Source organism: Enterobacillus tribolii (assembly GCF_003363015.1).
In the GTDB taxonomy this organism is placed as follows: domain Bacteria; phylum Pseudomonadota; class Gammaproteobacteria; order Enterobacterales; family Enterobacteriaceae; genus Enterobacillus; species Enterobacillus tribolii.
Genome location: NZ_QRAP01000002.1, coordinates 266,555 through 279,447, shown reverse-complemented (window position 1 = coordinate 279,447; position 12,893 = coordinate 266,555). Strand labels below are relative to the sequence as shown.

Genomic DNA, 12,893 nt, shown 5'->3' with positions numbered 1-12,893 from the left:
TCATTGTCTTATACTTACCCCTCCGAAAACCATTAGTGTTACGGCCAGGCCGGAACACGGTATATGCGCTAACCTGATATTTCCCGGTGCGGGAAATCCCCGCCGCGGAAACCGATAAGGAGATACCCAATGACAACACAACCCTTCATTAAACTGAGTGACGGCAACGCTATGCCGCAGTTAGGGCTGGGCGTTTGGCAGGCAAGTAATCAACAGGTAGTGTCAGCGATCGATGTTGCGCTGGAGGCGGGCTACCGCGCCATTGACACCGCAGCGATTTACGCCAATGAAGAAGGCGTCGGGCAGGCATTAAAGAATGCCTCACTGCCGCGGGAAGAGTTGTTTATCACAACCAAACTGTGGAACCAGCGCCAGGACGACGTAGAACGTGCGCTGGCGGAAAGCCTGAAAAAGCTGCAACTGGATTACGTGGATCTTTATCTTATTCATTGGCCGGTGCCAAAGCAGGACAAATACGTAGCAGCCTGGAAAAAAATCGCCGAGCTGAAAAAGCAGGGGCTGATTAAGAGCATCGGCGTTTGTAACTTCAACATTCCCCACGTGCAGAGGCTGATTGATGAGACGGGGATTACGCCGGTCGTTAATCAGATCGAGCTGCATCCGCTGTTTCAGCAGAAACCTATGCATGCCTGGAATGCTACGCATCATATTGCGACTGAGTCATGGAGCCCGTTGGCGCAAGGGGGCGAAGGCGTATTTGATGCAGCAATTATCCGCAAGCTGGCGCAGAAATATGGGAAGACAGCAGCGCAGATCGTTATTCGGTGGCATTTGGATAGCGGGTTGATTGTTATTCCGAAGTCAGTGACCCCGGCGAGGATTAAAGAGAATTTTGAGGTGTTTGATTTTAGATTGGATAAGGATGAGTTGGGGGAGATAGCGAAGATGGATTGCGGGAAGAGGTTGGGGCCGGATCCGGATTTGTTTGAGAAGATTTAGGGTTGGGGAGGGTTCCGTCCGCGTTGGCGGTGGTGCCAGATGTGGCCCCGCTGCGGCGGCCGGGCAGAGGGTGGCTGGGCGGCCACCCTCTGCACTCCCGCGCCTTAGGTGCGGGCCGCCTTTCCCGCCCGCTTCGCGGGTGCCTTCCTCACCCTTTGGCCCTATGGCACCGGCTGCGGAAGGGCATCCTGCCCATCCTCGCCTCTCGCCGCATCCATGCGGCGAGTGCCGGGCCAAAGGGTTCGTCAGCGGTTCAGGAGGCCAGCGGCTTTCGTGTTGTTTTTGAGGAGAGTGTTTCAGCGGCTGTCTTTCATTTGTTATGCATGCCGGTGGGTTAGTTCTATCAGGGCTTTGTCTCCAATAAGGTGCAAAGCCGGTAATATGTGTGCGTGAGCAGTTAATACTTCACTCAGTTGCAGCAGGCTTTCTGGCGGGAATTGTGCGCCGCTTTCTAATGTTTCTCCAATAAACAGCAATCCATGACTAAGCCCCTCAACCATACTGGCTGTTAGGGCATTGAGATCAACAAGCTCAAGCTCGTCGTAATGGCTGAAATTAAGACTGGATAACAAATCACAAAAAGCCGCAATAGAGGATGTATGCGTGGTCATAACGTATTTCCTAAGATTGTGAAACCCCATCACCGCGTACGCGGTCACTCCATTTTTCTGCACACCGGCAGGCGCTGGAAAAATAAACATTTTTCCAATCACTGAGATATTCAGGGGTTCCAATCCCGGCTACGAATTTTGCCGTAGCAGAAATACAATAACGCAAGATTCACAGCAGAAGAATAGAGGGAAATACATTACAGAGGAGTTGCTGTAAAAATTGGAAAGCTGCTCGAAAAAATAAAAAAGATTATATTAAAATCAATTGGTTAAGCTCACTTAAATACTCACCCAAAGACTACTAAAGAGCCGCTGGCCTCCTGAATCGCTGACGAACCCTTTGGCCCGGCACTCGCCGCATGGATGCGGCGAGAGGCGAGGATGGGCAGGATGCCCTTCCGCAGCCGGTGCCATAGGGCCAAAGGGTGAGGAAGGCACCCGCGAAGCGGGCGGGAAAGGCGGCCCGCACCTAAGGCGCGGGAGTGCAGAGGGTGGCCGCCCAGCCACCCTTTGCCCGGCCGCCGCAGCGGGGCCACATCTGGCACCACCGCCAACGCGGACGGAACCCTCCCCAACTATTTCAATTTCGCCTTAGTTTTCCCAACCCTGTTCTGATTACCCGTATGCTTCGTCAACGCCAACCGCGTCCCCCTCTGCATCCGTCTGGCCTCCCTCTGCTCCTCCAGCGACGGCGCAGGCACCAAACACTCCCGGCGACCGCCGATCAAATGTTTCAGCCCCATCTCCTCCAATGCCTTACGAATCAACGGCCAGTTAGCCGGATCATGATACCGCAGCAGCGCCTTCTGTAACCGCCGCTGGCGGTCGCCTTTCGGCACCACCACGTCCTCACTCTTATAATCCACCTTCGCCAGCGGATTCTTCCCCGTGTAATACATGGTGGTCGAGTTTGCCAACGGCGACGGATAAAAGTTCTGCACCTGATCCAACCGGAAACGGTTTTTCTTCAGCCACAGCGCCAGATTTACCATGTCTTCATCGCGGGTGCCCGGATGCGCGGAAATAAAGTACGGAATCAGGTACTGCTCTTTGCCCGCCTGTTTCGAATACATATCGAACAGCTCTTTAAAACGATGATATGTCCCCATTCCCGGTTTCATCATCATCGACAGCGGGCCTTCTTCGGTATGCTCCGGCGCAATCTTGAGATAGCCACCCACATGGTGCGTCGCCAGCTCTTTGATATAACGCGGATCTTCCACCGCCAGATCGTAACGCACGCCGGAGGCTATCAGGATCTTCTTCACACCCTTCACGTCACGCGCCTTGCGGTACAGATTGATCGTCGGCTCATGGTTAGTGTCCATGTGCTGGCAAATCTCCGGATAAACGCACGACGCGCGGCGGCAGGTCTGTTCCGCGCGCGGCGACTGGCAACGCAGCATGTACATGTTGGCCGTCGGCCCGCCCAAATCGGAAATCACGCCGGTAAATCCCGGCACGCTGTCGCGGATCTCTTCAATTTCGCGGATGATGGATTCCTGCGAACGGCTCTGGATAATGCGCCCCTCATGCTCGGTGATGGAGCAAAATGAGCAGCCGCCGTAACAGCCGCGCATAATGTTGATAGAGAAACGGATCATCTCGTAAGCGGCGAGGCGCGCTTTACCATACGAAGGGTGCGGCACGCGCTGATACGGCAGCGCGAAGACGCTGTCCATCTCTTCGGTGCTCAACGGAATCGCGGGTGGGTTGATCCACACGTAGCGATCGCCGTGTTTTTGCATCAGCGCCCTGGCGCAGCCAGGGTTGGTTTCATGATGCAGAATGCGCGACGTATGGGCATACAGCACCTTGTCGTTTTTGACTTTCTCAAACGAGGGCAAAAGCACATAGGTTTTTTCCCACGGCTTGGGCTTTGCCGCACGTACCGTAACCGGCTGGGCTTCATTCTTGTCTTTTGCCGGCATGCAGGCCAGATCGTCGCCGTAAGGGTTGGGGATCGGATCGATGCGTCCCGGCTTATCCAGCCGCGTCGAGTCCACGCCGCTCCAGCCGGGCAGCGCTTCTTTGCGCATGATCGCGGTATTACGTACGTCGGTGATATCGCTGATCGCCTCGCCCGCCGCCAGGCGGTGCGCCACTTCCACCATAGGACGTTCGCCGTTGCCGTACACCAGCATATCCGCCTTGGCATCCACCAGCACCGAACGGCGCACGGTGTCAGACCAATAATCATAATGCGCGATGCGGCGCAGGCTGGCCTCGATGCCGCCCAGCAGCACCGGCACGTCTTTATAGGCTTCTTTACACCGCTGGGTATAGACCAGCGTCGCGCGATCCGGACGCTTGCCGCGCACGTTGCCCGGCGTATAGGCATCATCGTGGCGCAGTTTGCGATCGGCGGTATAGCCGTTGATCATCGAGTCCATGTTGCCCGCAGTCACGCCGAAAAACAGGTTCGGCTTGCCCAGGCGCATAAAGTCGTTTTTATTACTCCAGTCAGGCTGGGCGATAATTCCCACGCGAAAGCCCTGCGCTTCCAGCATGCGGCCGATGATCGCCATCCCGAAGCTGGGATGATCAACATAGGCGTCGCCGGTGACGATGATGATGTCGCAACTGTCCCACCCCAGGGTATCCATCTCTTCCCGCGACATCGGCAAAAACGGCGCGGTGCCGAAACATTCCGCCCAATAAGGCGTGTAAGAAAACAGATCGCGTTCGGGTTGGATCAGGCTAATGCTACTCATGAGTTACTCTTTCGGTCACCGGAGGAAAAGCGCAGTGGTGAAGAAATCACCATAAACAGGGGCGCGATTATACGGGTTTTACCGGATAAATGAGAGGATAAAATCGGCAAAGCCCCACTTTTGACTGACGAATATGCGCCAATAACTTGTTATTAAGCAGCTTAATGACAACAATAGGTTCAAATTCACGGCGGGAATTTCCCGGTTCATTGCGTTTTCAGAGGTACTGATGTCATCAAATCGCCTGACGATTAAAGATATCGCCCGTCTCAGCGGCGTCGGAAAATCTACCGTATCCCGCGTGATCAACCGGGAGGAAGGGGTCAGCGAGCGCACCCGCGAGCGGGTGATGGAAATCATCCGCCAGCAAAACTTTTCCCCCTCAAAGTCCGCCCGCGCCATGCGCGGACAGAGCGACAAAGTGGTGGCCATCATTATTTCCCGTATGGATTCCAATGCGGAAAACCAGTCCGTCAGCGCCATGCTGCCGCTGTTGTATGAACGGGGTTATGATCCGATTCTGCTGGAAAGTCGCTTTGAAAATCAGCGGGTAAAAGAGCATCTGGCGGTGCTGGCGCAGCGCAACGTCGATGGGCTGGTGCTGTTCGGTTTTACCGGGCTTGATGAAAAAATGCTGCATCCCTGGCGTAACAAGATGATCGTGGTGGCGCGGGAATATGCGGAAATCGCATCCGTTTGCTATAACGACGCCGGCGCCATAACGCTGCTGGTGGACAAACTGTATCAGCAGGGGCACCGCCGCATCGCTTTTATCGGCGTCAAAGAGTCCGATGCCACCACCGGCAGCCGCCGTCATGCCGCCTATCAGGAACGCTGCCGCCATTACGGCCTCACGCCCGACGCTTCACTCGGCGAGCTGACCTATCAAAGCGGTTATCAGCGGGTTCCCGAGGTTCTCACGCCGGAAACCACCGCCATTGTCTGCGCGTCAGACACCATCGCCATCGGCGTCAGCAAATACCTGCACGAACATCAGCTTGAGGCGATTCAGGTTTGCGGCATCGGCAATAATGCCCTGCTGCACTTTCTCTACCCGCAAACCTTTTCCGTCGATCCCGGCAACGCCGAAGCCGGACGCCTGGCGATACAGCAATTGATGGGGCAACTGCACGACAGCCAGCCCGTTCGCCGCCTGACGGTTCCCTGTACGCTGACGGAATAGCGGGCGTCAGGACGCTGGCTCGACCACCAGCTGGCCGGCCGAACCGCGATCGGCCATCTCCAGCGTCTGGCTGTAGTAGATAAACGGGAAATGCGGGGAAGAAGGCTGCGGAAAATAAACCAGCAGCTCAACCTGACCATCGACCCACACGGTGTCTTTCCAGCCACGGTCTTCCATCATCGGCGGCGCATTGTTGACGCTTTTAATCAAAAACTGCACGCCCTGAATATGGAAAGATTGCGGCAGGCTGGCGTTAACCGTCCAGTGTTCCCAGGTTCCCTGCCGTGCCTGAATATCAGTGCGGTTCAGATCCCACAAGGCTCCGTTGATTCCCGGCGAAGCGCCGTCGCCCAGCACCAGATCGCGTGAGCGCACCACGTTGCCGTTCATCATCTGATCCGTCACCAACCGCATCGGCAGATTGTCCGTCACCAGCGGCAGCAGCCCGGTCGGGCGCAGCGTCAGCACCGAGGTAGAAACCAGAATCGACGAAGGCTCGAACAGGCCGCGCAGGCGATCCATCAGCCCGGCGGCTTCCCCGGCGGTGATCGTCACCTCTTCCCCTTTCGACATATCAACCAACACTTCGCGCCGTTCGCCGGGCGCCAGCGTCAGCGAACTGACTTCTACCGGCGCCGGCATAAAGCCCTGATCGCTGGCGATCACGTGGAAGGCGCGGTTATCGCTCATCTGCAGAGTATAACGCCGGGCGTTGGAGGCATTCAGCAAGCGCAGGCGTACCCAGCCGCGGGAGACTTCCACGTACGGATCTTCAATACCGTTGACCAGCAGGGTATCGCCAAAGAAACCGCCGGACGCCGGCGCGTTATAGACCGGCGAGCCGAAGGTATCCAGCCGTTTGTCCTGAATAATGACGGGAAAATCATCGACGCCGTAGTGGTTGGGCAGGGGCAACGTCTTGCTGACCTCATCCTCCACCAGCCACAAACCCGCCAGCCCATTATAGACGTGCTGCGCCATGCGGTTGGGCGTGTTGGCGTGATACCAGCAGGTCGCCGCCTGCTGGCGGATGGGCAGCACCGGCGACCAGTCCACGCCGGGCGACATCAGCCGCGCCGCGCCGCCGGACAACGGGCCGGGCAGTTGCAGGCCGCTGATCTCCATCGCCACGGGTTCCGCCAGGCGATTACTGTAGATTAGCTTGGCGTCATCGCCGTTATACACCCGCACCGTCGGGCCGAGATACATGCCGTTGATGCCCCAGACGCTGTCTTTACGCCCGCCGGAAAATGCCCAGTGGGTAGACTGCAACGTCAGAAACAACGGCTGGCCGCGCCGGGACTCCAGCAGGGGGGGCACGGGTAACAAATTAGAGGCGCCGGCCGCACGCGCTTTCAGCGGCAGGGTCGTCGCGCACAGCGCCAGCCCCGAAGCCTGAATAAACCGACGTCGACTGAGTGACATACCAACTCCATGAAATTTCTGTCTGCGAACTCACGCCATCCTTCGCCACAAGCGATACCCGCTTCCGGCGGCGAAGGGAAAGCGGCTGCACAGACAAACGCTCAATAGTGTGAAACCGTTAGCCCGGATCAGGCTGTTTTTTTCGCTTCCGCTTCCCGCTGTGCAACTTCGGCATCCAGCTCGGCAATCTTGGCCTGCATGAGGTTGCGGCAATGCTCCGCTAATGCCCGCACCTGATCCTTACCAAACTGGCTGACGTCCACCGGCGGCAGCATTTCCACGATCACCAGTCCGTTGTTCAGACGGTTCAGCTTCACTTTATCGTTGGTCGAGGAGACGCAGATCGGGATAATCGGCACACCGGCGGCAATAGCGGCATGAAACGCGCCGGTTTTAAACGGCATCAGGCCGCGCCCGCGGCTGCGGGTGCCTTCGGGGAACATCCAGAACGAGATCTTTTTACGCTTGAACTGCTCCACCACCTGCGCGATGGTGCCGTGCGCTTTGGAACGGTTGTCGCGGTCAATCAGCAGGTTGCCGGTCAGCCAATACAGCTGGCCGAAGAAAGGGATCCAGATCAGGCTTTTTTTCCCCACGGTCACCGTATTGGTTTGTACCGCATTGGACGCGGTGACCATGTCGTAATTATTCTGATGGTTGGCGATGTAGATCGCGTTGCCGTAATGCTTCGCCTCCGGCGGTATCCGGGTTTCCACCTTCAGGCCCAGCAGCGGGGCCAGACGGCCGAACATATGCCCGAACGTAGCCACGTGCTTCGGGTTACGCGGGCTGAGCAGGCAATACAGCGATCCAAGAATACAGACCAAAACAGAGTACAGGGTAACCAGTACAACGCGCACAATTAGTAGCATAACAACCTCATCAGCCTATCGCCGGATTAGTATACCGGCTTCACCGCAAAACTCACCTTCCCGTGAGCCGCAGCGTAAACGCGTTATTCCCCCGGCCAAAGCCGGTTAACAACGCAAACCGGAACCGGGTTACCCGTCGTCGCGACAGGCCCAGCCCTCGATCTCAACTTTCAGCGCCGGTGAAGCCAGCCCCGCCACGTAAACCACCGTCATGCAGGGTTCATGTTCGCCCAGTTTCTCGCTGATGATTTGCCGCCGCCGCGCTGCGTCGTCGGGGGCAACCAAATAGAACGTCAGTTTGATCAGGTCTTCGCGTCGCATCTGCGCCGCGCGCAAATTTTCCAGGACGTTATCAAGCGCCAGCGCCAGTTGTGCGGCGGCGTCCTCCGGCACGGCGCCCTGAGGCGTCATGCCGATCTGCCCTGACAAAACCAGCCAGCGCTGCGGGCCGCGGATTTCCGCCTGGTGGGAGTAACGCGCCAGCGGGGCATGAAGCCCCGGAGGGTTCGCGAAGGTTTTCATTTTCCCGCTTATTCCTCGCTGTCGCCGCTTCCGTTATCCAGACGCAGCGCCGCCTGAGGCGTATCCACCTCAACACGTTCGATACGTTGCAGGCCGCGCGGCAACAACGTACCTTTACGCCCGCGTTCGGCACGGAATTTCTGCAGGTCTTCCGGTTTCAGCGTCAGTTTACGCTTGCCAACGTGCAGCGTCACCGAGCTTTGCGGCGGCAAGACGAACAGCCATATCAGCGTATCTTCGCCAGATGCCGCCTGCGCGGCAGGAATGGAGATAATCTTGTTGCCCTTGCCCTTAGAAAGCTCCGGCAAATCGTTCACCGGGAACATCAGCATACGGCCGGCTTTGGTTACCGCCAGCAGCATGTTGTCTTCGCCGTGGATCTCCAGCGGCGGCAAGACCCTGGCATTGTCCGGCAGCGTCAGCATCGCCTTGCCCGCACGGTTGCGCGCCACAAGATCGCTGAAGGTGCAGACGAAACCGTAACCGGCGTCTGAGGCCATCAGCAGCTTTTGATCGTCGCCGGCCATCAGCACCTGTTCAATGGTGGCGCCCGGCGGCGGCGTCAGTTTGCCGGTCAACGGCTCGCCCTGCCCGCGGGCGGAAGGCAACGACAGCGGATCGAGCGCATAACTGCGCCCCGTGGAGTCAATAAACACCACCGGCTGGTTACTCTTGCCGCGCGCAGCGGCGCGGAAGCTGTCGCCGGCCTTGTAGCTCAGCCCGCTGGGATCGATGTCATGCCCTTTGGCGCTGCGCACCCAGCCGCCTTCCGACAGCACGATGGTCACCGGCTCAGACGGCACGAAGTCGTGCTCGCTCATCGCCTTCGCTTCTTCACGCTCTTGCAACGGCGAACGGCGGTCGTCGCCATAAGTTTGCGCATCGGCCTGAATTTCTTTTTTGATCAGGGTGTTGAGCTTACGTTCTGAGGCCAGCAGCGCCTGTAACTGATCGCGCTCTTTCGCCAGCTCATCCTGCTCACCACGGATTTTCATCTCTTCCAGCCGCGCCAGGTGGCGCAGTTTCAGTTCCAGAATGGCTTCCGCCTGGGTATCCGTCAGCGAGAAACGCGCCATCAGCACCGGTTTGGGTTCATCTTCAGTGCGGATGATGTGGATCACTTCATCAATATTGAGGAACGCGACCAGCAAACCTTCCAGGATATGCAGGCGCTTCAGCACCCGCTCCAGCCGGTGGGAGAGACGGCGGCGCACGGTGTCGCGGCGGAAAGCCAGCCATTCGGTCAGGATCACGCTGAGATCCTTGACCGCCGGGCGGCCGTCCAGCCCGATCATGTTCATGTTGATACGGTAGCTGCGCTCCAGATCGGTGGTGGCGAACAGGTGGTTCATCACCTGATCCAGATCCACACGGTTGGAACGCGGCACCAGCACCAGGCGCGTCGGGTTCTCGTGGTTAGATTCGTCGCGCAGGTCATCGATCATCGGCAGCTTTTTAGCGCGCATCTGGCTGGCGATCTGTTCCAGCACCTTGGCGCCGGACACCTGATGCGGCAGCGCGGAAATGACGATTTCGCCATCTTCTTTTTTCCATACCGCGCGCATACGCACCGAGCCGCGCCCGGAACGGTAAATTTTACGGATCTCTTCCGCCGGGGTGATGATTTCGGCTTCTGTGGGGAAGTCCGGCCCCTGCACGTATTGCAGCAGCTCATCCAGCGAAGTATCCGGCTTCTCCAGCAGCGCCACCAGCGCATTCGCGACTTCACGCACGTTGTGCGGCGGGATATCGGTCGCCATCCCTACCGCGATGCCGGTGGTGCCGTTGAGCAGGATATTGGGTAAGCGCGCAGGCAGCATCTTCGGCTCCTGCAGCGTACCGTCAAAGTTGGGAATATAGTCGACCGTGCCCTGCCCCAGTTCGCTGAGCAGCACTTCCGCATATTTCGACAGGCGCGATTCGGTATAACGCATCGCCGCGAACGATTTCGGATCGTCCGGCGCACCCCAGTTGCCCTGGCCGTCCACCAGCGGGTAGCGGTAAGAGAACGGCTGCGCCATCAGCACCATCGCTTCATAGCAGGCGCTGTCGCCGTGCGGATGGTATTTACCCAGCACGTCGCCCACGGTACGCGCGGACTTTTTGAACTTGGCGCTGGCATTCAGCCCCAGTTCGGACATGGCATACACAATACGGCGCTGAACCGGCTTCAGGCCGTCGCCGATAAAGGGTAACGCCCGGTCCATGATGACGTACATGGAGTAGTTCAGGTAGGCATTTTCAGTGAACGTATGCAGCGCAACGCGCTCGGTTCCGTCGTGAGTCAAATCGCTCAATTCATTATCCTCTTACCGCCGCCGGAACACGCTCCGGCAGCCATCATGCGACGCTGGCATGGAATTGTAATATCTTTAACCCGCACGTGATTGATCCGCGCATAGTAACCTATCTTCCGGGCGGCTGTCACAAAGGGAATTACCGGTGATTATCGTATATGCAACCGGCTACCGTCCAACAATCATGGCGCGGCGTTCTGCCGCAAACCGCGGCCAGAAGAAGGCGCTGATTACCCGCGTAAAGCATCTTTTACCCACACGAAGTTGAATGCGAAAAAACAGAGGGGCACTTCAGATAAGATGCCCCGCAGCCGGGCGGGGCAGTTCGGGGGAAAACGCCCGTCCGGCCCTTCCCCCGCAGGCGTTCAGCGCTAGACGTCGAGATCCGCCAGATCGCCTTTTTCCTGCAACCAGTTACGCCGATCTTCCGAACGCTTCTTCGCCAGCAGCATGTCCATCACCGCCAGCGTTTGATCAACGTCCTCCTCGCCGATGGTGAGCTGCACCAAGCGACGGGTGTTGGGATCAAGCGTGGTCTCACGCAGTTGCAGCGGGTTCATTTCGCCCAGCCCTTTAAAGCGCTGCACGTTCGGCTTGCCCCGCTTGCGCTTGAGCTGCTCCAGCACGCCGGCTTTCTCTTCCTCATCCAGGGCGTAATAAACTTCTTTGCCCAGGTCGATACGGTAAAGCGGCGGCATTGCGACATACACGTGACCGTTTTGCACCAGCGCGCGGAAATGTCGCACGAACAGCGCGCACAGCAGCGTGGCGATATGCAGGCCGTCGGAGTCCGCATCCGCCAGGATGCAGATTTTCCCGTAGCGCAGCTGGCTCAGGTCGTCGCTGTCCGGATCGATGCCGATCGCCACGGAGATGTCATGCACCTCCTGCGACGCCAGCACTTCATCGGACGACACTTCCCAGGTATTCAGGATTTTGCCCTTGAGCGGCATGATGGCCTGGTATTCCCGGTCACGCGCCTGCTTGGCGGAGCCGCCCGCCGAGTCCCCTTCCACCAGGAACAACTCGGTGCGGCTGAGATCCTGCGCGGTGCAGTCCGCCAGCTTGCCCGGCAACGCCGGACCGCTGGTCAGCTTTTTACGCACCACTTTCTTGGCGGCGCGCATGCGGCGCTGGGCGCTGGAAATCGCCAGTTCCGCCAGCATCTCCGCCGCCTGGACGTTCTGGTTCAGCCAGATGCTGAAGGCATCTTTCACTACGCCGGAAACAAACGCCGCGCACTGGCGCGACGAAAGGCGCTCTTTGGTCTGCCCGGCGAACTGCGGGTCTTGCATCTTCACCGACAGTACGTAGGCGCAGCGTTCCCAGATATCATCCGCCGAGAGTTTCACCCCGCGCGGCAGCAGATTACGGAACTCACAGAATTCGCGGATGGCGTCCAGCAGCCCCTGACGCAGGCCGTTAACGTGCGTGCCGCCCTGCATGGTCGGGATCAGGTTGACGTAGCTTTCCGTCAGCAGCTCGCCGCCTTCCGGCAGCCACAACAACGCCCAGTCCACCGCTTCGGTGTCGCCGGCAAACGCGCCGGTAAACGGCTGCTCCGGCAGCGTCACCAGGCCGTTGACCGCTTCCATCAGATAGTCGTTCAGTCCTGCCTGGTAGCACCAGCGCTGCTCGGTGTCGTTAACCTTGTCTTTAAAGACGATTTCCACGCCGGGGCACAGCACCGCTTTGGCTTTCAGCAGGTGCGTCAGGCGTGAAACAGAAAAGCGCGGGCTGTCGAAAAACTGTTCGTCGGGCCAGAAGTGCACGCTGGTGCCGGTATTACGGCGGCCGCAGGTGCCGGTGACGTGCAGGTCTTCCACCTTGTCGCCGTTTTCAAAGGCGATCTGATAGACCTGCCCGTCGCGGCGCACGTTCACTTCCACCCGCTTCGACAGGGCGTTCACCACCGAGATCCCCACGCCGTGCAGGCCGCCGGAGAACTGGTAGTTTTTATTGGAGAACTTACCGCCGGCGTGCAGGCGGCACATGATCAGCTCTACGGCGGGCACACCCTCTTCCGGGTGAATATCCACCGGCATGCCGCGGCCGTCATCAATCACTTCCAGCGACTGATCGGCATGAAGAATCACCTCGACGCGGGAAGCGTGACCCGCCAGCGCTTCATCGACGCTGTTGTCGATCACTTCCTGACCGAGGTGGTTCGGGCGCGTCGTATCGGTGTACATTCCCGGACGACGGCGCACAGGTTCTAAACCGCTGAGAACTTCGATAGATTCAGCGTTATAGCTGGATTGAGTCATCGTTTGATTCGTATCAGTAACGGAGATTATCGCCGGCCGGGA

General features: G+C 58.3%; 9 protein-coding genes. 2 read left to right on the top strand and 7 right to left on the bottom strand.

The genetic code is table 11. The features are described from left to right. Window positions 1–129: 129 nt before the first annotated feature. On the top strand, window positions 130–960 hold the full coding sequence (dkgA, locus tag C8D90_RS06015) for a 2,5-didehydrogluconate reductase DkgA (RefSeq protein ID WP_115457520.1): 831 nt from the start codon (window positions 130–132) through the stop codon (window positions 958–960). Between the two features lie 317 nt (window positions 961–1,277). Here the strand turns inward: dkgA and C8D90_RS06010 are convergent, their stop codons facing one another. Then, the gene (locus C8D90_RS06010; protein WP_147291329.1) at window positions 1,278–1,571 is read right to left on the bottom strand and encodes a hypothetical protein; all 294 of its coding nucleotides are present in this window, start codon (window positions 1,569–1,571) and stop codon (window positions 1,278–1,280) included. A gap of 575 nt (window positions 1,572–2,146) precedes the next feature. After that, a complete protein-coding gene (locus tag C8D90_RS06005) occupies window positions 2,147–4,285 on the bottom strand; it encodes a YgiQ family radical SAM protein (protein ID WP_115457518.1) in 2,139 nt (712 codons plus the stop codon). 229 nt (window positions 4,286–4,514) lie between these two features. Here C8D90_RS06005 and treR point away from each other — a divergent pair, with 229 nt between their 5' ends. Continuing rightward, complete coding sequence (treR, locus tag C8D90_RS06000; protein WP_115457517.1) at window positions 4,515–5,468, top strand: trehalose operon repressor TreR; 954 nt, start codon at window positions 4,515–4,517, stop codon at window positions 5,466–5,468. A gap of 6 nt (window positions 5,469–5,474) precedes the next feature. On the opposite strand, the gene ftsP is transcribed toward treR, so the two are convergent. The 5 genes from ftsP to parE form a co-directional block, all read right to left on the bottom strand. Then, window positions 5,475–6,893: a cell division protein FtsP gene (gene ftsP, locus C8D90_RS05995; protein ID WP_115457516.1), complete on the bottom strand. Its 1,419-nt coding sequence runs from the start codon at window positions 6,891–6,893 to the stop codon at window positions 5,475–5,477. 128 nt (window positions 6,894–7,021) lie between these two features. Next, window positions 7,022–7,765 (bottom strand): 1-acylglycerol-3-phosphate O-acyltransferase, encoded by a 744-nt coding sequence (locus C8D90_RS05990; RefSeq protein WP_115457515.1) that lies wholly within the window; start codon window positions 7,763–7,765, stop codon window positions 7,022–7,024. A gap of 129 nt (window positions 7,766–7,894) precedes the next feature. Beyond that, the gene (locus tag C8D90_RS05985; protein ID WP_115457514.1) at window positions 7,895–8,287 is read right to left on the bottom strand and encodes a RidA family protein; all 393 of its coding nucleotides are present in this window, start codon (window positions 8,285–8,287) and stop codon (window positions 7,895–7,897) included. A gap of 8 nt (window positions 8,288–8,295) precedes the next feature. Beyond that, window positions 8,296–10,584: a DNA topoisomerase IV subunit A gene (gene parC, locus C8D90_RS05980; RefSeq protein ID WP_115457513.1), complete on the bottom strand. Its 2,289-nt coding sequence runs from the start codon at window positions 10,582–10,584 to the stop codon at window positions 8,296–8,298. Window positions 10,585–10,955: 371 nt separating this feature from the next. Continuing rightward, window positions 10,956–12,851 carry a DNA topoisomerase IV subunit B gene (parE, locus tag C8D90_RS05975; RefSeq protein WP_115457512.1) on the bottom strand — a complete coding sequence of 632 codons (1,896 nt, stop codon included), beginning with the start codon at window positions 12,849–12,851 and terminating at the stop codon, window positions 10,956–10,958. Window positions 12,852–12,893 lie beyond the last annotated feature (42 nt).

Coding starts and splice junctions, on each gene's coding strand:
- dkgA (WP_115457520.1), top strand. CDS start 130: ATGACAACACAACCCTTCATTAAACTGAGTGACGGCAACGCTATGCCG.
- C8D90_RS06010 (WP_147291329.1), bottom strand. CDS start 1,571: ATGACCACGCATACATCCTCTATTGCGGCTTTTTGTGATTTGTTATCC.
- C8D90_RS06005 (WP_115457518.1), bottom strand. CDS start 4,285: ATGAGTAGCATTAGCCTGATCCAACCCGAACGCGATCTGTTTTCTTAC.
- treR (WP_115457517.1), top strand. CDS start 4,515: ATGTCATCAAATCGCCTGACGATTAAAGATATCGCCCGTCTCAGCGGC.
- ftsP (WP_115457516.1), bottom strand. CDS start 6,893: ATGTCACTCAGTCGACGTCGGTTTATTCAGGCTTCGGGGCTGGCGCTG.
- C8D90_RS05990 (WP_115457515.1), bottom strand. CDS start 7,765: ATGCTACTAATTGTGCGCGTTGTACTGGTTACCCTGTACTCTGTTTTG.
- C8D90_RS05985 (WP_115457514.1), bottom strand. CDS start 8,287: ATGAAAACCTTCGCGAACCCTCCGGGGCTTCATGCCCCGCTGGCGCGT.
- parE (WP_115457512.1), bottom strand. CDS start 12,851: ATGACTCAATCCAGCTATAACGCTGAATCTATCGAAGTTCTCAGCGGT.